This window comes from Nitratireductor sp. J20-h4 (genome assembly GCF_056780505.1).
Map to the genome: position 1 here is coordinate 3,588,251 of NZ_CM165557.1, position 26,334 is coordinate 3,614,584.

General features: G+C 65.7%; 26 protein-coding genes and 1 tRNA gene. 13 read left to right on the forward strand and 14 right to left on the reverse strand.

Annotation, left to right across the window (positions count from 1 at the left end; translation table 11 throughout):
* Window positions 1–4: 4 nt before the first annotated feature.
* Entirely contained in the window at window positions 5–1,099 is a 1,095-nt protein-coding gene (locus ACT2B0_RS17225; protein ID WP_348511864.1) for a D-alanyl-D-alanine carboxypeptidase family protein, read from the reverse strand.
* A 209-nt stretch (window positions 1,100–1,308) separates the two neighbouring features.
* Here ACT2B0_RS17225 and ACT2B0_RS17230 point away from each other — a divergent pair, with 209 nt between their 5' ends.
* Together ACT2B0_RS17230 and ACT2B0_RS17235 are read left to right on the forward strand one after the other, a co-directional pair.
* Window positions 1,309–2,472, forward strand: coding sequence for a M20 aminoacylase family protein (locus tag ACT2B0_RS17230; RefSeq protein WP_473459522.1), 1,164 nt, complete (start codon window positions 1,309–1,311; stop codon window positions 2,470–2,472).
* 171 nt (window positions 2,473–2,643) lie between these two features.
* Window positions 2,644–2,720 (forward strand) — tRNA-Arg (locus ACT2B0_RS17235).
* A 110-nt stretch (window positions 2,721–2,830) separates the two neighbouring features.
* Here the strand turns inward: ACT2B0_RS17235 and ACT2B0_RS17240 are convergent.
* A complete protein-coding gene (locus ACT2B0_RS17240; protein WP_473459524.1) occupies window positions 2,831–3,022 on the reverse strand; it encodes a hypothetical protein in 192 nt (63 codons plus the stop codon).
* Between the two features lie 243 nt (window positions 3,023–3,265).
* On the opposite strand from ACT2B0_RS17240, the gene ACT2B0_RS17245 reads away from it, so the two are divergent.
* The 5 genes from ACT2B0_RS17245 (at window position 3,266) to ACT2B0_RS17265 (ending at window position 9,152) form a co-directional block, all read left to right on the forward strand.
* A complete protein-coding gene (locus ACT2B0_RS17245; RefSeq protein ID WP_473459526.1) occupies window positions 3,266–4,576 on the forward strand; it encodes an extracellular solute-binding protein in 1,311 nt (436 codons plus the stop codon).
* A 79-nt stretch (window positions 4,577–4,655) separates the two neighbouring features.
* Window positions 4,656–5,537 carry an ABC transporter permease subunit gene (locus ACT2B0_RS17250; protein ID WP_473459528.1) on the forward strand — a complete coding sequence of 294 codons (882 nt, stop codon included), beginning with the start codon at window positions 4,656–4,658 and terminating at the stop codon, window positions 5,535–5,537.
* Between the two features lie 7 nt (window positions 5,538–5,544).
* Window positions 5,545–6,444, forward strand: coding sequence for a sn-glycerol-3-phosphate ABC transporter permease UgpE (ugpE, locus tag ACT2B0_RS17255; RefSeq protein WP_473459530.1), 900 nt, complete (start codon window positions 5,545–5,547; stop codon window positions 6,442–6,444).
* A gap of 11 nt (window positions 6,445–6,455) precedes the next feature.
* Window positions 6,456–7,562, forward strand: coding sequence for a sn-glycerol-3-phosphate ABC transporter ATP-binding protein UgpC (gene ugpC, locus ACT2B0_RS17260; RefSeq protein ID WP_473459532.1), 1,107 nt, complete (start codon window positions 6,456–6,458; stop codon window positions 7,560–7,562).
* A gap of 75 nt (window positions 7,563–7,637) precedes the next feature.
* Window positions 7,638–9,152, forward strand: a complete 1,515-nt coding sequence (locus tag ACT2B0_RS17265; protein WP_473459534.1) for a malonate--CoA ligase — start codon at window positions 7,638–7,640, stop codon at window positions 9,150–9,152.
* A 33-nt stretch (window positions 9,153–9,185) separates the two neighbouring features.
* Here ACT2B0_RS17265 and ACT2B0_RS17270 read toward each other — a convergent pair whose 3' ends face one another.
* Both ACT2B0_RS17270 and ACT2B0_RS17275 read right to left on the reverse strand, forming a co-directional pair.
* Window positions 9,186–9,488 (reverse strand): GNAT family N-acetyltransferase, encoded by a 303-nt coding sequence (locus ACT2B0_RS17270; RefSeq protein WP_473459537.1) that lies wholly within the window; start codon window positions 9,486–9,488, stop codon window positions 9,186–9,188.
* Complete coding sequence (locus ACT2B0_RS17275; RefSeq protein ID WP_473459539.1) at window positions 9,488–9,793, reverse strand: GNAT family N-acetyltransferase; 306 nt, start codon at window positions 9,791–9,793, stop codon at window positions 9,488–9,490. The genes ACT2B0_RS17270 and ACT2B0_RS17275 overlap by 1 nt, the downstream gene beginning before the upstream one ends.
* A 243-nt stretch (window positions 9,794–10,036) precedes the next feature.
* Between ACT2B0_RS17275 and ACT2B0_RS17280 the strand changes: the two genes are divergently transcribed.
* Window positions 10,037–10,945, forward strand: coding sequence for a diacylglycerol/lipid kinase family protein (locus ACT2B0_RS17280; protein ID WP_473459541.1), 909 nt, complete (start codon window positions 10,037–10,039; stop codon window positions 10,943–10,945).
* A gap of 346 nt (window positions 10,946–11,291) precedes the next feature.
* Here the strand turns inward: ACT2B0_RS17280 and ACT2B0_RS17285 are convergent, their stop codons facing one another.
* On the reverse strand, window positions 11,292–11,750 hold the full coding sequence (locus ACT2B0_RS17285) for a hypothetical protein (protein ID WP_473459543.1): 459 nt from the start codon (window positions 11,748–11,750) through the stop codon (window positions 11,292–11,294).
* 16 nt (window positions 11,751–11,766) lie between these two features.
* Window positions 11,767–12,108 (reverse strand): ElaB/YgaM/YqjD family protein, encoded by a 342-nt coding sequence (locus ACT2B0_RS17290; protein WP_473459545.1) that lies wholly within the window; start codon window positions 12,106–12,108, stop codon window positions 11,767–11,769.
* A gap of 260 nt (window positions 12,109–12,368) precedes the next feature.
* On the opposite strand from ACT2B0_RS17290, the gene ACT2B0_RS17295 reads away from it, so the two are divergent.
* Window positions 12,369–12,701 carry a hypothetical protein gene (locus ACT2B0_RS17295; protein WP_473459547.1) on the forward strand — a complete coding sequence of 111 codons (333 nt, stop codon included), beginning with the start codon at window positions 12,369–12,371 and terminating at the stop codon, window positions 12,699–12,701.
* Window positions 12,702–12,776: 75 nt separating this feature from the next.
* On the forward strand, window positions 12,777–13,031 hold the full coding sequence (locus tag ACT2B0_RS17300) for a glycine zipper domain-containing protein (RefSeq protein WP_473459549.1): 255 nt from the start codon (window positions 12,777–12,779) through the stop codon (window positions 13,029–13,031).
* Window positions 13,032–13,128: 97 nt separating this feature from the next.
* Here the strand turns inward: ACT2B0_RS17300 and ACT2B0_RS17305 are convergent, their stop codons facing one another.
* The 3 genes from ACT2B0_RS17305 to xylF all read right to left on the reverse strand — a co-directional run bounded on the left by ACT2B0_RS17305 (window position 13,129) and on the right by xylF (window position 16,444).
* Window positions 13,129–13,917, reverse strand: coding sequence for an ATP-binding cassette domain-containing protein (locus ACT2B0_RS17305; RefSeq protein ID WP_473459551.1), 789 nt, complete (start codon window positions 13,915–13,917; stop codon window positions 13,129–13,131).
* Window positions 13,918–13,927: 10 nt separating this feature from the next.
* Window positions 13,928–15,238, reverse strand: coding sequence for a sugar ABC transporter permease (locus ACT2B0_RS17310; protein ID WP_473459553.1), 1,311 nt, complete (start codon window positions 15,236–15,238; stop codon window positions 13,928–13,930).
* A 165-nt stretch (window positions 15,239–15,403) separates the two neighbouring features.
* Window positions 15,404–16,444: a D-xylose ABC transporter substrate-binding protein gene (xylF, locus tag ACT2B0_RS17315; protein WP_473459555.1), complete on the reverse strand. Its 1,041-nt coding sequence runs from the start codon at window positions 16,442–16,444 to the stop codon at window positions 15,404–15,406.
* 205 nt (window positions 16,445–16,649) lie between these two features.
* On the opposite strand from xylF, the gene ACT2B0_RS17320 reads away from it, so the two are divergent.
* The 3 genes from ACT2B0_RS17320 to ACT2B0_RS17330 are packed head-to-tail and all read left to right on the forward strand — an operon-like array spanning window position 16,650 to window position 21,036.
* A complete protein-coding gene (locus ACT2B0_RS17320; protein WP_473459557.1) occupies window positions 16,650–17,897 on the forward strand; it encodes an ROK family protein in 1,248 nt (415 codons plus the stop codon).
* Window positions 17,894–19,333 (forward strand): cytochrome c family protein, encoded by a 1,440-nt coding sequence (locus tag ACT2B0_RS17325; protein ID WP_473459559.1) that lies wholly within the window; start codon window positions 17,894–17,896, stop codon window positions 19,331–19,333. Before ACT2B0_RS17320 ends, ACT2B0_RS17325 begins: the two co-directional genes overlap by 4 nt.
* A complete protein-coding gene (locus ACT2B0_RS17330) occupies window positions 19,330–21,036 on the forward strand; it encodes an FG-GAP repeat domain-containing protein (RefSeq protein ID WP_473459561.1) in 1,707 nt (568 codons plus the stop codon). The genes ACT2B0_RS17325 and ACT2B0_RS17330 overlap by 4 nt, the downstream gene beginning before the upstream one ends.
* 18 nt (window positions 21,037–21,054) lie before the next feature.
* Here the strand turns inward: ACT2B0_RS17330 and phoB are convergent, their stop codons facing one another.
* From phoB to pstC, 5 genes are read right to left on the reverse strand one after another with little or no spacing between them, the layout of a single operon-like run.
* Window positions 21,055–21,744 (reverse strand): phosphate regulon transcriptional regulator PhoB, encoded by a 690-nt coding sequence (gene phoB / locus ACT2B0_RS17335; protein WP_156711151.1) that lies wholly within the window; start codon window positions 21,742–21,744, stop codon window positions 21,055–21,057.
* Window positions 21,745–21,762: 18 nt separating this feature from the next.
* Complete coding sequence (phoU, locus tag ACT2B0_RS17340) at window positions 21,763–22,476, reverse strand: phosphate signaling complex protein PhoU (protein ID WP_473459563.1); 714 nt, start codon at window positions 22,474–22,476, stop codon at window positions 21,763–21,765.
* 40 nt (window positions 22,477–22,516) lie between these two features.
* Window positions 22,517–23,332 (reverse strand): phosphate ABC transporter ATP-binding protein PstB, encoded by an 816-nt coding sequence (pstB, locus tag ACT2B0_RS17345; protein WP_473459565.1) that lies wholly within the window; start codon window positions 23,330–23,332, stop codon window positions 22,517–22,519.
* Between the two features lie 13 nt (window positions 23,333–23,345).
* Window positions 23,346–24,950, reverse strand: coding sequence for a phosphate ABC transporter permease PstA (pstA, locus tag ACT2B0_RS17350; protein WP_473459567.1), 1,605 nt, complete (start codon window positions 24,948–24,950; stop codon window positions 23,346–23,348).
* Complete coding sequence (gene pstC / locus ACT2B0_RS17355) at window positions 24,943–26,331, reverse strand: phosphate ABC transporter permease subunit PstC (RefSeq protein WP_473459569.1); 1,389 nt, start codon at window positions 26,329–26,331, stop codon at window positions 24,943–24,945. Before pstC ends, pstA begins: the two co-directional genes overlap by 8 nt.
* Window positions 26,332–26,334 lie beyond the last annotated feature (3 nt).

The window sequence follows — 26,334 nt, forward strand, 5'->3', positions numbered from 1 at the left end:
CGCGCTATTGCACCGCCGTTTGCCTGGCCGGCGTGTAGTCCGGACGCGGCGTCGGAATGGGCACGTTGGCGTATTCCACCGCCGCCGCCGGCGATTTCGGCCCCGTCGCGCCGCCGAGGCCGACGGCAACCAGGCGCGGCTCGCGGTCGAGATCGCGGATATGGGGCGAACGGATGATCATGCGGCCGTCCTCGTCGCGGTTTTCGGCCCGTTCCTTGCGCGCGTCCTCGGTGCAGATCACCGGGCGCATATTCGTCGCCTCGACGAGCATGCCGCCGTCGACCGGCAGCGTGGCGAGCGACGAGGCGAAGGACTGATTGCGTTGAAACCCGTCCTCCAGCAATTGCGCGGCCTTCTCGGCCCGTTGCGAGACGGACGGTTCGCCGACCAGCACGGCGATGATCGTGCGCCCCTTGCGGGTGGCCGAGGCCACGAGATTGAAGCCCGCCGGACAGGTAAAGCCGGTCTTCATGCCGTCGGCGCCGTCGAACCGGCCGATCAGCGTGTTGTGGTTGGGCAGTTTCACCTTGCCGGCCGCCAGCCCCTCGATGGCGAAATAGCCGACATGTTCGGGAAACTCTCTGCGGATCGCCACCGCCAGCAGCGCCATGTCGCGCGCCGTCGTATACTGCTCGTCGTCGTGCAGCCCGTGCGCGTTGACCCAGTGCGAGCCGCTCATGCCCAGGCGCCGCGATTCCGCGTTCATGCGCGCGGCGAACGCCTTTTCGGACCCGGCGATGCTTTCGGCGATCGCCGTGGCGACGTCGTTGGCCGACTTGACCATGATGATCTTGATCGCATTGTCCAGGGTCAGCACCGAGCCGGGCTTGTAGCCCATCTTGCTCGGCGGCTCCTTGGCCGCGTTCCTGGAGATCGTCACCGGCGATTTCAGCGTCACCTCGCCGGCCTTGACGGCGCGAAAGGCGACATAGGCCGTCATCAGCTTCGACAGCGATGCCGGATACCAGCGCCGGAACGCCTCCTCCTGGGACAAGACCTTGCCGGATTTCAGGTCGACGACGATTGACGGGCCGGCCTGCGCCGGCGATGCCGCGATGATGATCGCCGCCACCAGCCATGCCGGTTTCACGAGACGCATCGCCCAATTCCGTGTCGATTTCACTATGGCCTCTCCGGGGATTTGCGCTACCTTCGCCCGGTCCCGACAGGCCCGGATGGCGGGTCGGGACGCTTCAGTCGAGCGTCGGCGGGTCTTATTTAGCGCATGTGACGCCATGATGGCAAAGCCGGCCGGGACCGGCGCGACAGGGCGGATTTGCGCCTTGATGTGGAGTGGGAGCCTAAAGAATGCCAATACTCAACCGGGCGGCCGAGCTTCAGGAGGAAGTCAGCGGATGGCGCCGCCAGCTGCATCGCAGGCCGGAACTGAATTTCGACCTGTTCGAAACCTCGACCTTCGTGGCCGAAAAGCTGCGCGAATTCGGCTGCGACGAGGTCGCCACCGGGATCGCCAAGACCGGCGTCGTCGGGATCATACGCGGACGCCTGGGCGACGGGCCGACGATCGGGCTGCGCTCCGACATGGACGCGCTGCCGATCAACGAGGCGAGCGGCGTTCCGCACGCGTCGGAAACCCCCGGCAAGATGCACGCCTGCGGCCATGACGGCCACACCGCCATGTTGCTCGGCGCGGCCAAATATCTGACCGAGACCCGCAATTTCCACGGCACCGTGGCGGTCATCTTCCAGCCGGCGGAGGAAGGCGGCGGCGGCGGCCGCGTCATGGTCAAGGAAGGGCTGATGGAACGCTTCGGCATCGAGCGCGTCTTCGGCATGCACAATGCGCCCGGCCTGCCCGTCGGCCAGTTCGCGACCCGGCCCGGCGCGATCATGGCCTCGACCGCCGAATTCACCATCACGATCAAGGGCAAGGGCGGGCACGCGGCCTTTCCGCACCAGACGGTGGACCCGATCGTCATCACCAGCCGGATCGTCGACGCCATGCAGTCGATCGCCTCGCGCAGCGCCGACCCGGTCGACCCGCTGGTCGTGTCGGTGACGAAATTCCACGCCGGCGACGCCTATAACGTCATTCCCGAGACGGCCGAGATCGCCGGCACGGTGCGCACGCTGCGCCGCGAGACCGCGGACCTGGCCGAGGAGCGCATCCGCGCGCTGGTGACCGGCATCGCCGTGGCGAGCGGGGCGGAGGCGAATATCCACTACGACCGCAACTATCCCGTCACCTTCAACCATGCCGAAGAGACCGATTTCGCCGTCGACGTGGCGCGCGACGTCGCCGGCGACGCCAAGGTCGATCCGCAGATGCCCGCAATGATGGGCGGCGAGGATTTTTCCTATATGCTGGAGGCCCGGCCCGGATCGTTCGTCTTCGTCGGCAATGGCGACACCGCCAACCTCCACCACCCCGCCTACGACTTCAACGACGAGGCGATCCCGCACGGTATTTCCTATTGGGTGCGGCTGACGGAAAAGGCGCTCGCCGCCTGAACCGGGATCCGCGCCGGCCGGCGCGGGCTGCCGCTGACGCCACGGCGGATGTTCCGACGCCGCCGGGCTCCATCGCAGAACCGGAAGCACGGCGACGGCGATGCTATGGCCGTTACGGCATGGCCAAAACGCGGTTGGCGAAGCGGCGCGAAACCGCTATGAGGGCGACGGGGTCCCGTAGCTCAGCAGGATAGAGCATCAGATTCCTAATCTGAGGGTCGCAGGTTCGAATCCTGCCGGGATCACCAGTTTCCCAAAGGTCCGTTCAAGGATCATGCCGGCCCCGGAACGGCGCGGCGGCGCTGGAGACGCGATTATGCGGCGCGGCGGAGGCGCTCGTCTCGGGGGATGGTCGCGGTCAGTTGATCGTCATGACGACTGCATCATCGTCGTCATCGTCGCTCGCCCGCGCGACCGGATCTAAATCCAGATGCCATGCCGGCGGAAGCCGCTTGTTTTCCAGAAAGCGCCTGATTTCACCCGGCCGGTCGCACGCCGCCTTGGCGGCCAGAAACGCGCTGTAGGGAATATTCCGGGACTGCGTCTGCATCGCAACCTCCTCCTTGGCCAGCATTGAAGCCCCAGAAATTGGCCGAAATCTGACAGACACTAATTTTTCGTGAACACGGACGCCAAGCGGCACGACGGGTGCGTCTGCACGCCAGCACTCCACCGCGCCAGCAGTGGATTTCATCCCGCTGCAACAAAACCGTAGCCGGACTGTCATGCGCTGCCGATAGGCGACGGGCTGAAAGTACTGGAACTTTCGCCAACCCAATCCAGGGAGAGCATCATGAAGCCCTATGGTATCGCAGCCGGTCTCGCGGCCGGACTGTCGCTCCTTTCCGTCAATTCAGCCTTCGCCGTCACCGAGATTTCGTGGTGGCATGCAATGGGCGGCGCGCTCGGCGAGACCGTCAACGAGATCGCCACCGATTTCAACGCCTCGCAGGACGAGATCGTCCTGACGCCGGTCTTCAAGGGCACCTACGAGGAAACGCTGACGGCCGGCATCGCCGCCTTCCGCGCCGGCGAACAGCCCAACATCCTTCAGGTCTTCGACGCCGGCGCGGCCACCGTCATCGGCGCCAAGGGCGCGGTCAAGCCGGTGCAGGATCTGCTCGAGGACGCCGGCGCGTCCTTCGACATCGAGGACTACATCTCCGGCGTGCGCTATTTCTACGCCGACAGCCACGGCAAGATGATCGGCATGCCGTTCAACTCCTCAGCGCCGATCATGTATTACAACGAAGAAGCCCTAGAAAAGGCCGGTGTCGAAGCACCCAAGACCTGGGAAGAGTTCGAGCAGATCGCGCCCAAGCTCAAACAGGCCGGCTACATCCCGCTGGTGCAGTCGCATCTGACATGGGAATTCACCGAGAATTTCTTCTCCCGCCACAATCTGCCGTTCGCTACCAACAATAACGGCTATGACGGCGCCGAAGGCACCAAGCTGCTCGTCAACACCGACGGGCTGAAGATGATGTTCGCCAAGCTCGCCGCGTGGAAGCAGAACGGTCATTTCGAATGGTACGGCACGGGCTGGAGCGATAACCAGACCCCGTTCGAACAGGGCAAGGTCGCGCTCTGGGTCGGCTCGTCGGGATCCTTCGGCGGCCTGACCAAGTCGGCCACCATGCCCTTCGGCGCCGTGCCGCTGCCCTACTGGGAAGCGATCGCCGGCGAGGAAGGCTACCAGTCCTTCATCGGCGGCGCGGCGCTGTTTGCCATGGCCGGCAAATCCGAGGAAGAAAACAAGGCCACCGCCAAATTCTTCGAATACCTGACCTCGCCGGAGGTGCAGCTGATGTGGCACAAGAGCACCGGCTACGTGCCGGTCACCAACGCCGCCTATGAGCTCGCCAAGCAGCAGGGCTACTACGACGAGACGCCGCAGGCCGAAATCGGCATCCAGCAGCTCAACATGAAAGCCGGCGAGTGGACCAGGGGCTACCGCATGGGCTTCTACGTCCAGATCCGCGACGTGATGAACCGCGAATACGGCAAGCTGTTCACCGGCGAGACCACCGTGGACGAGGCGTTCAAGGCGATCGAGGCCGAAGGCAACCAGCTTCTCGAGCGTTTCGCCAAGACCGGTAGCTAGGCATCGGTTCCTTCCCGACAGCGGGGCGCATCCGGCAACGGCTGCGCCCCTTCCCTTCCCGGCAACGGAGCCTCGCGCCATGAACAAGGTCCGGTTCGGCCATTCAATCGTCCCTTATCTGTTCCTGCTGCCGCAGATGGCCGTCGTTGCGGTGTTTTTCTACCTGCCCGCCGGCGAGGCGGTGCGCTCGTCCTTCTTTCTGGAGGATCCGTTCGGGTTCAGTTCCACCTTTGTCGGTCTGGACAACTATGCCGATGTGCTGTCGAGCACGGAATATCGCCGTGTGGCGATCTTCACCGTCTGGTTCACCGTTCTGGTCGCCTTCTTCGCGCTCGCCATCGCGCTGCTGCTCGCCGTCAAGGCCGACGCGGTGCTGCGCGGCGCCAAGACCTACCGCACGCTGCTGATGTGGGTCTACGCCATCGCGCCCCCGGTCGCCGGCCTGCTCGGCATCCTGTTGTTCGACCAGCATGTCGGCCCGTTCGTCGACATCGCCTCCTGGTTCGGCTGGACCCTGCGCATCGGCGTCAACTATTACGACACCGCCTTCGCCATGATCACGACCGCGGTCTGGTACCAGGTGGCGGTCAACTTCATCTTCTTCCTGTCCGGCCTGCAGTCGATCCCGCGCGCGGTGCGCGAGGCAGCCCTGATCGACTGTCGGTCCGGCCTGCGGCGGTTTTTCACCGTGACGCTGCCGCTGCTGACCCCGACCGCCTTCTTCCTGCTGGTGATCAACGTCACCTACGCGCTGTTCGACACGTTCGGGCTGATCGACCTGATGACCAAGAACGAGCCGGGCAACAACCCCGTAACACTGGTCTACAAGGTGTTCCTGGACGGGTTCCGCGGCAACGATCTCGGCGGCTCCTCGGCGCAGTCCGTCATCCTGATGATCGTCGTCTTCGCACTCACCGTCGTGCAGTTCCGCTTCATGGAACGCCGGGTGCATTATGCGTGAGGCCCAGATGAGCGACGCCGTCTCCGCCGCCCGGCCGCTTGCGCCGGCAAGCCACAGGCCGGCCTTCAAATGGGGCCCGGTCTTCGACCACGCCATCCTGATCGCCGGCGCGGCCTTCATGCTCGTGCCGGTCTTCCTCGCCTTCATGACCTCGACCCACGACGCCGTGACGGTTCACACCGGCGGCGTCCAAGCGTGGCCCGGCGGCAGTCTGATCGACAATTACGCGACCGTGATGTTCGACGGTCTCGGCTTTTCCGGCGCGGTCAACGGCACCACGATGATGCTCAACTCGCTGATCCTCGGCCTGGGTTTCGCCGTCGGCAAGATCGTGCTTTCGATGATGGCCGCCTATGCGATCGTCTATTTCCGTTTTCCGCTGGCCGAATTCGCGTTCTGGGCGATCTTCGTCACCCTGCTCCTGCCGCTCGAGGTGCGCATCCTGCCCTCCTACGAGATCGTGCAGTCGATGGGGCTGATCAACACCTATACCGGCCTGATCGTGCCGCTGGTGGCCTCGGCGACCGGAACGTTCTTTTTTCGCCAGTTCTTCAAATCCGTGCCCGACGAGCTGATCGAGGCGGCGCGCATCGACGGCGCGGGACCGCTAAAATTCTTCCGCGACATCCTGCTTCCGCTCAGCCGCACGATGATCGCCGCGATCTTCATCATCATGTTCGTCTACGGCTGGAACCAATATCTGTGGCCGACCCTGATCACCACCAACGAGGACTATTTCACCCTCGTGCGCGGCATCAAGCAGATCATCCAGGTCTGGGTCGGATCGCAAATTCCCGAATACGGTCAGGCGATGGCGCTCGCCGTCCTCGCCATGCTGCCACCCGTCATCGTCGTGGTGGTGTTCCAGAGCTGGTTCATCAAGGGCCTGACCGAGAGCGACAAATAGGAGCAACACAGATGGCCCGGCTGCATATCGACCAGGTTTCCAAGATCTATACCGGCACCCAGCGCGCCGTCGACACGGTGTCGATCGACGTCGACGACGGCGAATTCCTCGTGCTCGTCGGTCCGTCCGGCTGCGGAAAGTCGACGCTTTTGCGTATGATCGCCGGGCTCGAGGCGATCACCGAGGGGGCGATCACCATCGGCGAGCGCGTCGTCAACGACCTCGACCCGGCCGAGCGCGACATCGCCATGGTGTTCCAGAACTATGCGCTCTACCCGCATATGAAGGTCTACGACAACATGGCCTACGGGCTGCGCAACCGCGGCATCGCCAGGGACGAGATCGACAGGCGCGTACGCGAGGCCGCGACCACGCTTGAGCTGGGCCCGCTTCTGGAACGCAAACCCCGCGAACTGTCGGGCGGACAGCGCCAGCGCGTGGCCATGGGCCGGGCGATCGTGCGCAACCCGGCCGCCTTTCTGTTCGACGAGCCGCTGTCCAATCTCGACGCCAAGCTGCGCAGCCACATGCGCGTCGAGATCAAGCATCTGCAGCGCTCGCTCGGCATCACTTCGGTCTATGTCACCCACGACCAGCTCGAGGCGATGACGCTGGCCGACAAGCTGGTGGTCATGAATGCCGGCAAGGTCGAGCAGATCGGCGCGCCGCTCGACGTCTACGAACGCCCGGCCAGCACGTTCGTGGCCAGCTTCATCGGCGCGCCGGCGATGAACCTCATCCCCTTCTCGGCCCTCGGCGACGACGGCCGGCTGGGCCTGCGCGACGCGGCGGTGGCCACGATCGGCTTTCGCCCGCAGGACATCATCGAGGTCGCCAACGACAATGAGGACGGCGACGGCCTGTCGTTGCGCTTTGTCGTCGATGCCGTCGAGCCGGTCGGCTCGGAAAGCTATCTGCACGGCAAGGTCGGCGCCGAACGCGTTGTGGTGCGCATCGACGGCCGGGCGCCGCATCGCGAAGGCGACAGGATCGGCATCGCCGTGCCGTCCGAACGGCTGCACGCCTTCGACGCCGACGGCCGGCGGCTGGACGACTGGCGCACGCCGGACGCAGTCGGCGACGCCGGCACCGCCATACGCAAGACCCGCGCCACGTGAGAGGGGTCGCGGAAGCGGCGGGCATAAGGTAGGAAACGGAAGGATCCGTCAGACTCCTTCCGTTTCGAGGCCGCCATGCCCAACCCGCTCTACGACGCTCTCCTCCGCCCGCATGAGGGCAGCGACCGGCCGTTCCTGATCCTCAAGACCGGCGAGCGGCTGAGCTACGGCGAATTCCTGGCGATGGCGGGCCGCTTCGCCCATGCGCTGCGCGCGGCCGGCATCGAGGTCGGCGACCGCGTGGCGCTTCAGGCGGCGAAATCACCACAGGCGCTCGCCGTCTATGCCGCCTGTGTGGCCGCCGGCGCGGTGTTCCTGCCGCTCAACACCGCCTACACGGCGTCCGAGGTGGAGTATTTCGTCACCGACGCGCAGGCAAGGCTCCTGATCTGCGACCCGGCGGCCGCGGCATCGCTGGCGCCGGTCGCCAAAGCCGCCGGCGCGGCACTGGCGACGCTCGACGCCGCCGGAGGCGGCAGTTTCGCGGCCGCCGCCGACGGCAAGCCCGGGCACTTCGATCCAGTCGAGCGCGGGCCGGACGATCTGGCCGCCTTTCTCTACACGTCAGGCACCACCGGCCGCTCCAAGGGGGCGATGCTGACCCAGGACAATCTATTGTCCAACGCCCGGGTGCTGGTCGACTACTGGCGCTTTTCGGCCGACGACGTGCTGTTGCACGCTTTGCCGATCTTTCACACGCACGGCCTGTTCGTCGCCACCAACGTCATGCTTCTTTCGGGCGGCGCGATGATCTTCCTGCCCCGGCTCGACGTCGACGACCTGATCGCCGGCCTGCCGGGCGCGACGGCGATGATGGGCGTGCCGACATTCTACACCCGCCTGCTCGCCGATCCGCGCCTGACGCGCGATCTGGTCGCGCATATGCGCCTGTTCATCTCCGGCAGCGCGCCGCTCCTTGCCGAAACCCACACCGCCTTCGAGGCCCGCACCGGCAAGCGCATCCTCGAACGCTACGGCATGACCGAAATCAATATGGGCACCTCCAACCCCTATGACGGCGAGCGCCGCGCCGGCACGGTCGGGTTTCCCTTGCCCGGCACGCAACTGCGCGTCTGCGATCCGGAAACCGGCAAGGCGCTGGCGCAAGGCGAGATCGGCGTCATCGAGGTGCGCGGACCCAATGTCTTCAAGGGCTATTGGAACATGCCGGAAAAGACCCGCGCGGAATTCCGCGACGACGGCTTCTTCATCACCGGCGATCTCGGAACGATCGACGCCGACGGCTACGTCACCATTGTCGGGCGCGCCAAGGACCTGATCATCTCCGGCGGCTACAACATCTATCCGAAGGAGATCGAGCTCGTGCTCGACGAGCAGGAGGGCGTGGCCGAATCGGCCGTGATCGGCGTGCCGCATCCTGATCTCGGCGAAGGTGTCGTCGGCGTCGTCACCGCCAGGCCGGGTACCGCCATCGACGCGCAGGCCCTGCTTGACGGCCTGGGCGACAGGCTGGCGCGCTTCAAGCAGCCGCGCCGGATCGTCATCGTCGACGAACTGCCGCGCAACACCATGGGCAAGGTTCAAAAGAACGTACTGCGCGAGCGTTACGCGACGATTTTCACGACCTGATCCGGGTTCAAAACAGCACGCCCCGCGTCATCGTCACCGGGCCAGAACGTCGTCCCAGTCGGGTTGATGGCGCTTGAACTCGTCGGCAACGAACCAGCAACCCGGCACGATCGTCCGGCCCGCCGCCCGCGCGTCGGCGACCAACCGTTCGACCATCGCCTCGGCGATGCCCTGCTCGCGATAGGCAACCGGCACGAAGGTGTGGTTGGCGTCAATCACCCCCTCGCCGAGATGACGCCAGGTCAGGCGCGAGTCCTCGCCATTGGGCATGGCAACGACATAGTGTCCGCCGGCCTGCGTTTCCGCCGCACGGATTTGCGGTTGTGTTTTGCTCATCACTTGGCCTTTTTCAAAACATCCGCCCATTCCGGGTGCCGGCGGAACTGCGACGCGGCGAACGGGCACAACGGAATGATCGTCTTGCCTGCGGCGCGCGCGTCGTCGACGGCCCGCGCAACGAGGCGCGCGCCCGCGCCCTGGCCGCGAAAACTGTCGGGAACGCCGGTATGATCGATGATGATCTGGCGTGTCCCGATCTTGGAGAAGGTCAGTTCCGCCTCGTCGCCGGCCGCCCCACGCAGGACATAGCGTCCTTTCGAGTCCGTCTCCTGGAGTTCGATGTCTTGCGACGGCTCGGTCATGAACGGGGCTCCCTGGCAACGAACAGGCTGATCGACAGGCTTTCTGGTCTCAAACTGCGAAGGATGGATCGTATCCGTCCTCGCGGCGATATATGGTGACATCACCGCGGGCCGTCTGCAAACGGCTTTCCGACCGGTTGATCCGCACCGGCAGACAGAGCGGGTTGGAACGTCGAAACGGATCGAATCGCCTTGACATGCGTTTGCCGTTCTCTTCTCTGGTTCTACCGGTAGCGGAAGATCATGCGCATAATCGCCCTCTTGAATCGCGGCGGCGGCACGCTCCGCACCACCGACCTCGACGCCCTGGAAGCTCATTTGCGCGAGGCGATGCGGGCTGCCGGACACATGATCGACATTCGCTTCATCGACGGCGAGGCAGTCGGCCGCGAACTCGAAGCAGCCGCCGGGAGCCCAAATCATGACGCGGTGCTGGCCGGCGGCGGGGATGGCACGATCTCGGCCGCGGCCGCGGCGCTGATGGGCTCCGGCAAGACGCTGCTGGTGCTGCCGGCCGGAACGATGAATCTCTTCGCCCGCGCGCTCGGCCTGCCGATGGACCTGCACAAATCGGTCGACGCACTGGCAAGCGGCGTCGCGCGCGACGTCGATATCGCCACCGCCGACGGCCGACCGTTCGTGCACCAGTTCTCGGTCGGTCTGCATGCGCGCATGGTGTTGATGCGTTCGCGCTTCGAATATGCCTCGCGGCTGGGAAAGATGCTCGCCTCGCTGCGCGCGGCATCCGCCGCCCTCGCCAAACCCTCGACCATCGAGGCCGAATTGGTCATGGGCGAGACGGTGGTCCGCGCCAGAACGCCGGGCATCGGCATCTCCAACAACCTGTTCGGGGACGGTCCGTTGCCGATCGCCGACAAGCCGGACGGCGGCGTGCTCGGCATCTATATTTTCCGCACCGCGCGGCGCCTGGAGATCGCCGTTTTGTTCCTCGCCATGATGCTCGGCCGCTGGAAGGAGATCGAGACCGTCGACATCCACCAGTCAAAAGAGGTTTTGCTGCGCATCCGTTCGCGTCGCCGCAACCAGGTCTGCGTGATCGACGGCGAACTGGTGCCTCTCGGCAACGAAACCGTCTTGCGTATCCACCCGAAGGCGCTGCGTGTCGTGGTACCCGCCGAAAAAAGCAGGTAGCGAATGCCGGAAGTCGGGCGGGCGATTTTCCAATAGCGCTATCATTCGGCCTCAGCCGGCTTCTTCGACCTGCATGCCGGCTTCCGGATCGATGGCCTCGCCCCACCATTGCGCGCCGCCCCATGCCAGGCCGGCAAGAAACAGAACGACGACGAGAACGATTTACGCTGGAAGGCCGCGACGGCCCTGACGGGCCTTTTCAGGACCAAGCGGGGTGGGCATGGGTTCAAACGCTGGCCTGCTGGAATGCGCGATGATCGGTAGCGGCGAATTCTGCACGCCGCGTCCGTGCTCCCGAGCCTAACGGTTCTGGCCCGGCATCGTCCCAACACGGCTCGCCGAACGGCTAGACATCGTCGTCGGAAGGCGGCTCGTCGCCGTCATCGATACTTTCGCGATAGATCGCATAGGCCGCGATCGCAGCGAGCGGAATGGCGATCTGGCCGACAAGGCTTCGTGAACGGATGATCGAGGGCAGCGCCGCAAGCGCGGCCGTCATGGCGAAGGACTTGACCTGTTCGGCTCGCTTTTCCTCCGCCCGCCGCCGCATTTGCAGACCGACGATCATACGGTGCACGATCAGGATCAGGCCGGCGAGCACGATGAAGCCAACGCCGAAACCGGCCGTGGCGTAGAGCGCCCCGTAGCGTTCGGACACGAAGATGAAGGCGGCGGCGATCAGAAATCCCAGGCCGAGCAGCAGTGCCGCGCCGGCAAGCGCGAAATCGATCACCGCCCGGCGAAACCGCCGCGCCGCCCGCTTGGCATCGAGGCCGGCGAGCATTTCGATTGCCGATCTGAACATGGGACGCAGCCGAGCCTCAGCGCCGCGCGATCAGGGCGAACAGGAAGCCGACGCCGGCAGCGATCGCCAGCGACGTGACCGGCTTGCGACGCACATTGTCCACCAGCTGGGTTTCGATATCCCTGGCGTTGGCGCGCAACTCTTCGAGCGCGGCCTCGCCCTGCTCGCGCAGGTGATCGCGGCCGCTGGCCGCCGCCTTGCGCGCCGCTTTCGCCGAGCGTTCGCCAGAACCGGCGAGCTGTGCCTTGACGGCCGCCAGTTCCTCTTTCAACGCCTCGATCTGCGCCTCGAATTCCGCCTGTGCCTCGGTCTTGCCGGCGGCGGCCGATTTGGCGCCTGCGCTCCGTGCTGCGTTCATGTCTGGCTCCCTGTCTTGTTGATGCGTGGCATGGACCGAACGCATACAGCCGACGGTCGTTCCCCAAAATCGTACTGGCCATGAAAAGGCGTTTCAACGGCCGTGTCCAGCCGCAATCTCATCGCCATGACGGCGACCGGCCGACGCCTTCGCCGCGCAGGGGCGCCAGTTGGCGCTACGGCGCGGACTGAGTGGGTTATTTGACATAGGGCGGAACCGAAGGGCGCTAACATCGTTTCCATAGGCGAAAGGAACGCGCCATGGAACACATTGCCGCCTTACTTCTCGTTATCGGATGTTCCGGTAATCTCGGCGACTGCCGTGAAATCCCGGTGGACGTCCCGATTTTCGAAACGCGGGAAGAATGCCGTAACGCCTTGCGCGACGTCCCCGAAACGGGCAATCAGGAGACGCCCCGGATCATGGCGACATGCGTCAATGTCGATCCTGCCCTGGTTTACGACGACGCCGAGCTGATCTGGCATGTTGATGCCGACGGCCGTCTCGAAGCCGCGCTGGAGCGAACCGACGTCCTGACGGCGTTCAATACCCATCGCGCGAGCGAGGGGCTTGCAATCACGCAGGATTTCTGAAGCTATCGCGCGGGCATCACCCTGATGCAAGGGCGAGGACCTGAAGGGACATCAGCGTAGAATGGAGAGAATGGAATGAAGAAATTCTTGCTAGTCGCGGCGGTCGTGGCGCTTGCCGGCTGCACGACCACTGAGCGCGACGCGGCGCTGGGCGGCGCGGCGGGCGCGGCGATCGGCGGGCTGGCCACGGGCACGGCTTCCGGGGCGGTCATCGGCGGCGTTGCCGGTGCTGCGACGGGTGTCTTGGTTAGCAAGGCGACACGGCGCGGATGGTGCGTGTACCGCGATCGTCGCGGCCGTCTCTACGAAGCCCGTTGCCGCGGCCTCTAAGGCCTGCCCGGCAGAACACTTGCGAACCGGCCGCGTGGTGACGCGCGGCCGGTTTTTTCGTCCATAAACCGCCTTTCGACACCATGGCGCGCCGCGGTCAGGCCACCGCGCTCAGCGCGCCGGGCCCCGGCGAGGCGCCGGCCGGGCATTTTCCCAAAATGATCATGCCCAGCACCTCGTCCTTGGTGACGTCGTTTGTGCTGGCGGTTCCGACCACCTGCCCGTTCTTCATCACGCACACCCGATCGGCGAGATCGAACACGTCATGGATGTCGTGGCTGATCAGGAAAATGCCGATCCCCTCGGATTTGAGCTGCTTGACCAGTTCGGCCACCTGGGCCGTTTCCTGCGGGCCGAGTGCCGCGGTCGGCTCGTCCATGATCAGGATGCGCGCGTTGAACAGGATCGCCCGCGCGATCGCGACCGACTGGCGTTGACCGCCCGAAAGCGCCTTGACCGGGTCCTTGAAGCGCTCGAAACGCGGATTGAGCCGCCCCATCACCTTGCGCGCCTCCGCCTCCATGGCGACGTCGTCGAGCGTGCCCCACGGCGTCAGGCGTTCGCGGCCAAGAAACAGATTGGCGGCGGCGTCGACATTATCGGCAAGCGCCAGCGTCTGGTAGATCGTCTCGATACCGTAATGCTTGGCATCGCGCGGATTGTTGATCGCGACCGGCTTGCCGTCGACGCGGATCTCGCCCACGTCGCGTTTGTAGGCCCCCGACAGGATCTTGATCAGCGTCGACTTGCCCGCGCCATTGTGGCCGAGCAGCGCCATCACCTCGCCCGGATAGAGATCGACGGACGCATCGTCGACGGCGCGGATGCCGCCGAAGGCGATCGAGATATTGGTCATCTCGACCAGCGGCGTTTGCGAAACGCTCATCGTGCCCTCCCTACTGAACCCTGCGCCGATAAAGCGTATCGAGCCATACCGCGACGACCAGCACGAGCCCGACCACGATGTTTTGCAGCGGCGTGTCGACGCCCAGCAAAACCATGCCCGACTGGAGCGACTGCATCAAAACCGCGCCCAGCATGGCGCCGGCCACCGTTCCCGCCCCGCCGGCAAGCGACGTGCCGCCGATCACCGCCGCCGCGATCACCAGCAGTTCGTCGAGCGTGCCCTGGGCGTTGGTGGCGGCATTGAGGCGCGCGGTCGAGATCGCCGAGCCGATCGCGGCCAGCGCGCCCATCAGCATGAAGATCTTCATCACCACCCAGCGGGTATTGATGCCGGCCAGTTCCGCCGCCTCCGGATTGCCGCCGATCGCAAAGACATAACGGCCGAAGCGGGTGCGCGTGGCGATGAAGGTCATCACCAGTCCGGCGCCAAGCGCGATCAGCACCGGGATGGCGATGCCGTGTGCGATGAACACGTCCTCGGGTACCGGCAGGCCCAGTCCCTCGAAATGACGGCGCACGATGCCGATCGGCCACGGATAGGAATTGACGACCCAGACCGCGCCGAGGATTAGCGCCGAGCCGACGACGCCGAGAAAGATTTCGGCCCAGACCGGACGCAGCGGAAACGCGAAACGCTTGCGCTGGATACGGCCGTTGACCAGCACGAGCATCACCGCGACACAGCCGACTATGCCGATGATCCAGCTCCAGGTCGCCCCGATCGAACCGGCCGGACCACCGCCCATCAGCCGAAACGTGGCGTCCATCGGCGCGACGGTGCGCCCGCTCGTGACCCACCAGGCCGCGCCGCGCCAGACAAGCAGACCGCCGAGCGTGACGATGAAGGCGGGAACCCCCAGATAGGCGATGACGAAGCCCTGTAGGCCGCCGATCAGCGCGCCGACGCCGATACCGGCGACGAGCGCGATCACCCAGATCCAGGGATTGCCGAAATCGAGGCTTTGCGGCAGCAGCTCCGCCTGCACGACGCCCATCACCATGCCGACGAAGCCCAGGATCGAACCGACCGACAGGTCGATATTGCGGGTGACGATCACCAGCACCATCCCGGTCGCCATCACCGCGATCGACGAGGATTGCACCGACAGGTTCCAGAGATTGCGCGGCGTCAGGAACAGGCCGCCCGACAGGAGGTGAAAGCCGACCCAGATCAGCACCAGCGCACCGATCATGCCGAGCATGCGTGTATCGAGTTCGGTCGCCTTCAAGAAGCCGGCCACCGGACCGGCCTCGGTCGTGCGGGCTCGGTCGGTCGACGCCGCCGAAGTCGCTTCGGACATCGTTTCCTCCCCCATTGTCCGCGGGGCCGTCACCGTCTGCGCGGTGTTATGTTGGGAAGACTAAAGCAATGCCGGGCCGGATTGAACCTCTGCGGTCGATCCGGCCCGCTTGTGAAGCGTACCACAACGTCCCTCACGTCGCGGCACGCGGGTCAGGTCGGTCCGTCAGCCGCAGACATCAACCTGGCCGGCGGGAACGCCCTGGCAGACCACGTCCTTTTCCACCCAGCCCGCGTCGATGACGACGTCGAGATTGTCCCTGGTGATCGGGATCGGCGCCAGGAAGACGGCGTTCATCTCCACGCCGTTCGGTCCGCCAGACCATTTTTGCGCGTCGGGAATGTCGGCCATCGCCGTACCGTCCGCCATCATCGAGGCGATTTCGGCCGCCGCCTTGCCGAGTTCGCGCGCGTCCTTCCACACCGAAACGGTCTGCGTGCCCAGGGCCACGCGGTTCAGAGCGGCATGGTCGCCATCCTGACCGGACACCGGCACCGAGCCGGCCAGGCCCTGCGCGTCGAGTGCCGCGACGACGCCGCCGGCCGTCCCGTCATTGGAGGCCACGACCGCGTCGACCGCGTTGTCGTTGGCCGTCAGGATCTGCTCCATGTTTTTCTGCGCGTTGGCGGGCAGCCAGCCGTCGGTATAGGCTTCGCCGACATTCTTGATCTTGCCGGCGTCGATCGCCTCTTTCAGCACTTCCATCTGGCCGGAAAACAGGAAATCCGCGTTCGGGTCGGCCGACGAGCCCTTGATGAAGGCGTAGTTGCCTTCCGGCTTGACTTCGAAGACCGCGCGGGCCTGCATGCGGCCGACTTCCTTGTTGTCGAAGGTCAGGTAAAAGGCCTCCGGGTTTTCGATCAGGCGGTCATAACCGACCACCGGGATGCCTTCCGCGACCGCCTTTTCGACCGCCGGGCCGATGGCGGAGGCGTCCTGCGCCAGGATGATCAGCGCGTTGGCGCCCTGCGCGATCAGCGCCTCGACGTCGGTCAGCTGTTTGGCGGCCGACGACTGCGCGTCGGCCGAGATATAGGTGTCGCCGGCGGCCTCGATCGCCGCCTTCATGGCCGCTTCGTCGGTTTTCCAGCGTTCTTCCTGAAAATTCGACCAGGACACGCCGACGATCTTGTCCTTGGCCAAGGCCGCGCCGGAGATCGGCAGGGCGAGGACGGCGCAGCTCAGCGCCAGAGCCAGTCTGTTCATGTTTTCCTCCCGGGTGCATTGTGCACGTCTTTGGCCGGAACGGTGCGAGCGGACCGGCCGCCGCCTCTATTAATTCGAGGCTCGAAAAAAATAGTGACTCACCCGGAAAGCTGTGTCAAGATGATTTTCGGACGCCCTAACGTGTTGCAATGCAACATGGAATTCCTGCAGAACTGCCGGGACGCTCAAGGGAGGAAGACGCCGCATGACGGCGATCGCACGTTCGGACGATGTGCGCCGGCAGAACCGGCGGCTGGTGTTGTCGGTACTCCGGCGCAGCGAGACGCTCTCGCGCACGGAGATCACCGCGCGTACCGGACTTAGCCCGTCTACCGTTTCCGCCATCACCTCCGACCTGCTGTCGGACGGCATCCTGCGCAAGCTTCGCGACGGCGATGCGGCGGCGGCAAGGCGGGGCCGTCCCCAGGTCGCGCTTGGTCTCAATCCCGACGCGGCGGCGGTGATCGGCGTCGTCTTGTCGCTGAACGCGCTGTCGGCGGCGTTGATCGACTATGCCGGCGACGTCATCGTCAGCGAACAGCTCCGCCTCGACACGCTGGCCGTGTCGGGCGCCGAGATCGTCGCCAGCGTGCGCGCCATGGTCGGCACGCTGGTCGACGAAGCCACCTATCGCGACCTGCGCGTTCCGCGGATCGCGGTCGCCTTTCAGGGCATCACCGATGCCGGTGCGCGCACGCTTCTGTGGTCGCCGATCACCCGCGAGATCGACATTCCGCTCGGCGACGCGCTCGAGGACGCCTTCGGCATTCCCGTCACCGTGGAAAACGACTGCAACATGATCGCCGTCGCGCTCAAGGCGAAGGATCCCGGGCACTATGGCGACAATTTCATCGCCATCCTGCTGTCGCACGGCCTCGGCATGGGGATGATGGTGCGCGGCGAGCTGTTCACCGGCACCAAATCCTCGGGCGGCGAGTTCGGCCACATGAACCATATCCCCGACGGGGCGCTGTGCCGCTGCGGGCGACGTGGGTGCATCGAGGCCTATGCAGGCAACTACGCGATCTGGCGCGCGGCCCGCGGTCTCGGCGGGGATACGCCTCCGGCGGCCGATATCGCCGATGACGACATCGCCGCTCTGGCGGCCGCCGCGCGCGCCGCCGACGGGCCGGAGCGCCGCGCCTTCGATGCGGCCGGCCGGGCGATCGGCTTCGGCCTGGGCAGCCTGTTCGCCATCCTCGATCCGGCGCCGGTGGCGATCGTCGGTCAGGGCGCGCTCGCCTTCGACCTGATCGAGGGACCGTTGCTGGAGGCGCTGGCCAAGACCGCCGGCGGCCAGCACCATCCCATCCCAAGCTTCTACACCGATCCCGACGAGATGCCGCTGATCCGCGCCGGCTGCGCCATGCGCGCCCTGACCTTCGTCGACCGGGAAATCTTCGCGCGCGGCGCGGCTTCGCCCGCAGACCGCCTCGGGCAGGCGGTGGCGTGAAACGCGGCGGCCTCACGCGCCTCATCTTTGCCGCCCTCGCCGGCCTTCTTGCCGCACGCCCGGCGACCGGCACGGAGCCCTGGGCCGAACGCGTCGTCACCCGTCACGTCGATCAGTCGCGGCTCGGCGGGCGACTCGACCGCGACGCGCTTGCCCGACTGCGCGCGGCGGGCCAGCACCTGTTCACCGGCCGTTTCACCGCGCTTGACGGCGTCGGCCGGCCACTCGCCACCCAGGCCATCATCCCCACCAAACGCAAGCGGCCGCCCGAAACAGCCTTTGCCCGGACGTCGGGTATGGATTCCAACGCCTGCTCGTCCTGCCACAACCAGCCGCTTGCCGGCGGCGCCGGCGATTTCGTCGCCAATGTATTCGTCTCGGAAGGGTTCGAGAGTTTCGACTTCGATTCCACCGATCCGCAATTCTCCAACGAACGCGGCACCAACCATTTGTTCGGCGCCGGGCTGATCGAGCTTCTGGGGCGCGAGATCACCGCCGAGCTGAAGGCGATCCGCAAGGCCGCGCTGGCCGAGGCGCGGGCAACCGGCGCGCCGGCGACCCGCGCGCTTGCCGCCAAGGGCATCGATTACGGCACGATCACCGCCCATCCAGACGGCGTGCTCGACATGGCGGGCATCACCGGCGTCGACGCGGATCTGACGGTCAGGCCGTTCAGCCAGAAGGGCGTGATGACGTCGCTGCGCCAGTTCACCGTCAACGCGCTCAACCACCATCACGGCATGCAGCCGCAAGAGCGTTTCGGCGCACGCTGGACCGGCGAGCGCGACCATGACGGCGACGGCCATGACGACGAGATCAGCGCCGGCGACGTGTCGGCGCTCGTCGCCTGGCAGGCCGGCCTGCCGGCGCCGGTGCGCGCCGTGCCCGACGAGGCCGCATGGCGCGCGGCCGCCGCCCGCGGAGAGACGACTTTCGCCGCCATCGGCTGCGAGACCTGCCACAAGCCGTTCCTGCCGCTGGCCTCGCTCGAATTCGCCGATCCCGGCCCCCACGACATGGCCGGCACGCTGCGCGCGGGCGATGTCGAGAAAGGCGCGATCTACGACCTTGCCCTGCTCGAATGGACCAAACGCCTGCCGCGCAACGCCAAGGGCGAGGTCATGGTCCCGCTGTTCGGCGACCTGAAGCGCCACCGGATCGCCGACCGCCAGGTCGCCGTGCTCGGCAACGAGCTGCTCGCCCAGCGTTTCGTGGAACGCAGCGTCTTCATGACCGCCGAGCTGTGGGGCGTCGGCTCGACCGATCCTTACGGCCATCGCAACGACCTGCCTTCGCTCGACAGCGTGATCCGCGCCCATGGCGGCGACGCACGCCGGGCGCGCGACAATTACCTCGCGCTAGCCGAAACCGAGCGCAGCGCCCTGATCGCCTTTCTGAAGACCCTGGTGATCGAGCCGGAGCGGGTAACGCCATGACCGCCTGCTCGCGCGCCCTCCCGCGTCTTGCGTGCTGGATCGCGGCCGCCGCGACGCTTTTGTCGACGCCGCTCGCCGCCGACGAAGCGCTGCCCGATCCGTCGGGCGACGTGCCGGTGATGGAGGAGCAGGCGCGCGCGGCGGGGCTCGTCCACGCCTATCGCGGCCCGTGGGAATTCTTCGTCGGCGGCGGCGCGGCTGCCCTCGACTGCGACGGCGACCGCCTGCCCGATTTGTTCGTGGCCGGCGGGCGCGAGCCGGCCCGGCTTTACCGCAACCGCAGCACGGCCGGCGGCGCACTGCGTTTCGACGAGGTCCCGCTCGGCCTCGAGCCGGACGATCTCGACAAGGTGCTCGGCGCCTATCCGCTCGATATCGACGATGACGGCCACCGCGATCTCGTCTTACTGCGGCTCGGCGAGAACCTGATCCTGAAGGGCGGACCGGACTGCGCTTTCGAAAAGGCCAATCGCGCCTTCGCCTTCGATGGGGCGCGCGCCTGGACGACGGCCTTCGCGGCAAGCTGGGAGGCCGGCCGGCGCTTTCCCACGCTCGCCTTCGGCAATTATGTCGACCGCAGCGCGCCCGGCTCGCCCTGGGGCACCTGCCACGACAACCGGCTCTACCGGCCGGGCGCCGGCCCCCGGCCAGACTATGCCGCCGCCAGTGCGCTCAGGCCGGGTTATTGCGCGCTGTCGATGCTGTTCACCGACTGGAACCGCTCGGGCACGCCGGCGCTGCGCATCACCAATGACCGGCATTATTATCGCGGCGGCCAGGAACAGCTCTGGCGCGTCGAGCCCGGCCGTCCGCCGCGCGCCTATCGCAAGTCCGAAGGCTGGCAGCACCTGACGATCTGGGGTATGGGCATCGCCGAGGGCGACCTCGACGGCGACGGCTTTCCCGAATACGCGCTGACCTCGATGGGCGACACCAAGCTGCAAAAACTCTCCCAAGAGGCCGCCGATGACGAGCCCGCCTATGTCGACATCGCCTTCGAAAAGGGCGCGACCGCCCACCGCCCCTACGCCAGCGACGATCTGAAACCGTCGACCGGCTGGCATTCCGAATTCGCCGACCTCAACAATGACGGCCTGCTCGATCTCTTTATCGCCAAGGGCAATGTCGAGCGCATGCCCGACTTCGCCGCGGTCGATCCCGACAACCTGCTATTGGGCCAATGGGACGGCACCTTCGTGGAGGCCGGTCACCTGGCCGGTATCGACCGGCCGACCAAGGGGCGCGGCGCGATCGTCACCGATTTCAACGCAGACGGCATGCTCGACCTCATCGTCGTCAATCGCGAGCAGAACCTGTCGCTGTTTCGCAATCGCGGCGCCAGGACGGCGTTCGGCACAAGGCCGATGGGCAATTTCCTGGCCGTGGAGCTCAGCCAGCCGGAACCCAACCGCCACGCCGTTGGCGCGCTCATTTCGGTCAAGGCCGGCAACAACACCTATAACCGCACCGTTCAGGTCGGCGGCGGCCACGCCTCCGGCCATGCCGGTTTCGTCCATGTCGGGCTGGGCACCGCCGAACGGGCCCAGGTGCGCGTCAAGTGGCCGGACGGCGAATGGAGCGCGCCTTACCGGGTGTTCGCCAACAATTTTGTGCTGATTGCGCGCGAGACCGACGCGGCGCGCTACTGGTATCCGCCCGACACACCGGACGCCGACAGCTGGAAGGCGAGCGGCGCACAATAACGCCGCGATCCATCGGTTCTAACCGTCCTTGATCGCGTAGCCCGCCCCGCGAATGGTGCGGATGACATCGGGCAGCCGGCCGACATTGACAGCCTTGCGCAACCGACCGACATGCACGTCGACCGTGCGTTCGTCGATATAGATCGTCTCGCCCCACACATTGTCGAGCAACTGGCTGCGCGAGAACACGCGGCCTGGATGCTGCATCAAGAATTCCAGCAGCCGGAACTCCGTCGGGCCGAGACGGATCTCGCTCTTGCCACGATAGACGCGGTGCGCCTCACGGTCGAGCATGATGTCGCCGACTTTCAAGACGCTCGACAGCACTTCGGGCTTGGCGCGTCGCAGCAACGCGCGCACGCGCGCGATGAACTCCGGCGTCGAGAACGGCTTGACGAGATAGTCGTCGGCGCCGGTCGACAGGCCGCGCACGCGGTCGCTTTCCTCGCCCCGCGCCGTCAGCATGATCACCGGCAGGCGCTCGGTCTCGGGCCGCATGCGCAGCCGCCGGCACAGTTCGATGCCCGATACCGCCGGGACCATCCAGTCGAGCACCAGAAGATCGGGCACGCTTTCCTGCAGGCGCAGTTCCGCCTCGTCGCCGCGGGTGATCACCTCGACCTGATAGCCCTCCGCCTCAAGATTGTATTTGAGCAGCACGCATAACGGCTCCTCATCCTCCACGACCATGATCTTCGCAGCGTTCATCGCCAAGTCGACACCCCGTCAGGCTTCGGAAGCCGCGCTCGAAACGGCTGTTTCGTCGAGCTTCGGCCGGTTGATGGGGAGTTGTTCGCCGGTCATCACATAATAGGCGTTCTCGGCGATATTGGTCGCATGATCGCCGATGCGCTCGAGGTTCTTGGCACAGAACAACAAATGCGTGCAGGCGGTGATGTTGCGCGGATCTTCCATCATATAGGTCAGCAGTTCGCGGAAGATGGCGGTGTATTTGATGTCGATCTTCTCGTCCCCGGCCCTGAGATCCTTGAGCGCCGCGGCGTCGCGCGCGACATAGCGGTCGACGATGCCCGAAGCCTGGGCATGCACCATCTCCGCCATCGATTCGATCGACTGCGACAGGCTTTTCGGGGTGGTCGTCTGGCCGACGGCCCCGACACGCTTGGCGATGTTCTTGGCAAGATCGCCGATCCGTTCCAGATCGCCCGCCATGCGGATCGCGCCGATCACCGCGCGCAGATCCTGCGCCATCGGCTGGCGCCGGGCGATCAGCGTGATCGCCCGCTCGTCGAGCTCGCGCTGCTTGGCGTCCATGATCGTATCGTCGGACACGACCCGCTGCGCCAGCGGATTGTCCGACGACAACAGCGACCGCGTGGCGTCGGCGACCATCGTCCCCGCAAGGTCGCCCATCTCGCGGATCAGGCGGTCGACGCCTTCCAACTCCTCGCCGAAAGAAGTGACGATATGTTCGCCCATCGGTTCATCCTTGCATTCGAAAAAACGCGCAAGCGCCGGGTCAGCCGAACCGGCCGGTGATGTAGTCCTGCGTGCGCTTGTCGTCGGGATTCGTGAACATCTTGTCGGTCGCCCCTTCCTCGACCAGATAGCCGAGATGGAACATCGCCGTGCGCTGCGAGACGCGGGCGGCCTGCTGCATGGAATGGGTCACGATCACGATGGTGTAGTTCTGCCTGAGTTCGTCGATCAGCTCCTCGACCTTGGCCGTGGCGATCGGGTCGAGCGCCGAACACGGCTCGTCCATCAGGATGACCTCGGGCGACACGGCGATGGCGCGGGCGATGCACAGGCGCTGCTGCTGGCCGCCGGAAAGCCCGGTTCCCGGCTCCTGCAGCCTGTCCTTGACCTCGTCCCAGAGCGCAGCCTTGCGCAGGCTCGATTCCACCACTTGGTCGAGCTCCGCCTTGTTCCTGGTCAGGCCGTGAATGCGCGGACCATAGGCGACGTTCTCGTAGATCGACTTGGGAAACGGGTTCGGTTTCTGAAACACCATGCCGACGCGGGCGCGCAGTTCGACGACGTCGATCCTGGGGTCGTAGATATCCTCGCCGTCGAGCGTAATATCGCCGCCGACGCGGCAGATCGCGATCGTGTCGTTCATCCGGTTGAGACAGCGCAGAAAGGTGGATTTGCCGCAGCCGGACGGGCCGATCAGCGCCGTCACCTGCTTTTCGGGAACGTCGAGATCGACCCCGAACAACGCCTGCTTGTCCCCGTAGTGAACGGTGACGCCCTTGCCGCGCATCTTGATCGCGGCAATGTCCGTCTGGTCGGCGATTTGCTGTTCAACACCAGCTTCGGTCAGCATGTTCATCGTCCTCACTCCGTTACCACCGCCGTTCGAAGCGCTTGCGCAGCACGACGGCGATGGCGTTCATGATCACAAGAAATCCGAGCAGGATCAAAATCGCGGCGGACGTCTTTTGCTGAAAGGCGGGTTCCGGAAAATCGGCCCACATGAAAATCTGCACCGGCAGGACGGTCGCCGCGTCGGTGAACCCGCCGGGTATGTCGACGATGAAGGCGACCATGCCGATCATCAGGAGCGGCGCCGTTTCGCCCAGCGCCTGGGCCATGCCGATGATCGTCCCGGTCATGATGCCGGGCATGGCCAGCGGCAAGACGTGATGGAAGACGGTCTGGACCTTGGAGGCCCCGATGCCCAGCGCCGCCTCGCGGATCGACGGCGGCACCGCCCTTAGCGCCGCGCGCGCGGCGATGATGATCGTGGGCAGCGTCATCAGGGCAAGCACCATGCCGCCGACAAGCGGCGCCGAGCGCGGCAGGCTGAACCAGTTGAGAAACACCGCCAGACCGAGCAGGCCGAAGACGATCGACGGCACGGCGGCGAGGTTGTTGATATTGACCTCGATCAGATTGGTGAACCGGTTCCTGGTCGCGAATTCCTCCAGATAGATCGCCGCGGCGACCCCGATCGGAAAGGACAGCGCCAGGGTGACGACCATCGTCAGCGCCGAGCCGACCACGGCGCCCCAGATGCCGGCGAGTTCCGGCTCGCGACTGGCGCCGGTGAAGAAGAACAGCGTATTCCAGCGGTTCTCGATCTTTCCCGCGCCGGCGAGCCGGTCGAGCCAGACGATCTCGCGATCCGTGATCTTGCGATTGGCCTCCGCCGTCTCGATCGTGCGCAGTAAAGCGTCGGCCGGTGTCTCCACACTGCTCTCCAGCGGCTCCAGCACGGTGCCTTTGCCGACCGCGCCGCCCGCCTCCCCCGACGACAATTCGGTGATCTTGACCGTGCCGCCGGCGATCTCCAGCAGCAAGGATTGCGATCCGCTGGTCAGGCGCAGACCGCCGCCCTCGCCTTCGACCGCACCCGCGCCGCGCGCCATCGCCAGGATTGCGTCGTCGGCAAAGCCGATCGCGACCTCGTCGCCCGCCCCCGAAACCCTTACATCCGCGATCCGGCGCGACGGCCCGGACTTCGCCAGCAGGCCTTTCAGATAAAGATCGGCGAAATCGTCGAGCGGCACGGCGATCTCGTGGGTCCCGCCGAGTATGGCCGGGTCCGCCTCGATCTCCTCGCGCAGCATCACGCCCGCTCCCGTCGAGACCAGCCCGCGCAGGAGCCGCCGCTCCTGCCGGCCGGAGACCTGCGGGAATTCGTTGCCCAGCCCGTCATGAACAAGGCCGAGAAAGTTTGCCGCGCGCGGGTCCGCCGGGTCGATCTTATCCGCCGACAGATCGACCTCCAGCATGACGTAATTCTGTTGGAAGGCCGGCAGCGCCTTGGTGACGATGGTGGAGAGCAGCAAAAGCAGGAAAAAGCCCGCCAGCGCCACCGCGCCCGCGCCCAGCCATTTGAAGCGTGCCTCCGCGGCGTAGCGCGCGCGCAGGCGTGCCTTCGCGGCATCGCCGGTATGAAGGCCGTCGGGCGAGGCAGGCCCGGTCGATAGGGTGGTATCAGTCATATTGCTCACGATATTTCTGGACCACGCGCAGCGCGATCACATTGAGAGCCAGCGTGATGACGAACAAGAGCAGGCCGAGCGCGAACGCCGCGCGCGTCTTGGCGCTGTCGAATTCCTGATCGCCGACCAGCAGCGTCACGATCTGAACCGTCACGGTCGTCACCGCCTCGAGCGGATTGAAGGTGAGATTCGCCGCCAGCCCCGCCGCCATCACCACGATCATGGTTTCGCCGACCGCCCGGCTTACGGCCAAAAGCAGGGCCGACACGATGCCCGGCAATGCCGCCGGCAGCACCACGCGCCGGATCGTCTCCGAGCGGGTCGCGCCCAGCCCGGCCGAGCCGTCGCGCAAGGATTGCGGCACGGCGTTGATGACGTCGTCGGACAGTGACGACACGAACGGGATGATCATGATGCCCATGACCACGCCGGCGGCGAGCGCGGATTCGGAGGCGACGTCCAGGCCGATGCTCTCGCCGACGCCGCGAAAGAAGGGAGCGACCGTCAGCGCGGCGAAGAAGCCGTAGACGACGGTGGGAATGCCGGCCAGGATCTCCAGTACAGGCTTCGCCACCGCCCGCACGCGCTGGGTGGCGTAGTCGGACAGGTAGATCGCCGCCATCAGCCCGACCGGCGCGGCGATCAGCATGGCGATGAAGGTGATCAGCAACGTGCCCGCCAGCAGCGGTACGGCCCCGAAGATTTCGGTGTTGACGTCGCCCGCCTCGCCGCCGGCGCCGGTAAAGGCACTTTGCGGCGACCAGTGCAGGCCGAACAGGAAATTGAAGATCGGGATTTCCGAGAAGAACAGGATCGATTCGAAGATCAGCGACAACACGATCCCGATCGTGGTCAGGATGGCGATCATCGAGCACAGAATGAGAAACCACTTCACCACCCGTTCGACGACGTGGCGGGCGCGATAGGCCGGTGCGATCCGCGAATAGCCGAAAAGGCTTCCGCCGGCCGCGAGAATGAGCGTGACCGCGGTGATCAGCCAGATGCTGGTCTGGTGGAGCGAGCGGAAAACGACGGCCGCGGCTTCCTTGGTTTCGTCGGGAAACGACACGATGCCGCCGAAGGCGATCGCGCGCGCATCGCGCAGGAAAGCCTGGAGCTGCGGTACGCCGAGTTCGGCCAGTTCCGCCGCGAAACGCGACTGCACGATGGAATCTTCGATACCCGGCGTGGCGATGCGCCAGATCAGGACGGCCAGCAGCGCCGGTCCGGCGGCGATCATGGCCAGAAACAGGCCGTGCTGGCCTGGAAGCGAGTGAAGCCGCGACACTTCGCCGCCGACGGTTGCGACAGCCCGCGAGCGGCCGACGAGATAGGCCGCGACAGCGAGGGCAACCATCAACAGGACGAGATAATTAACCATCGG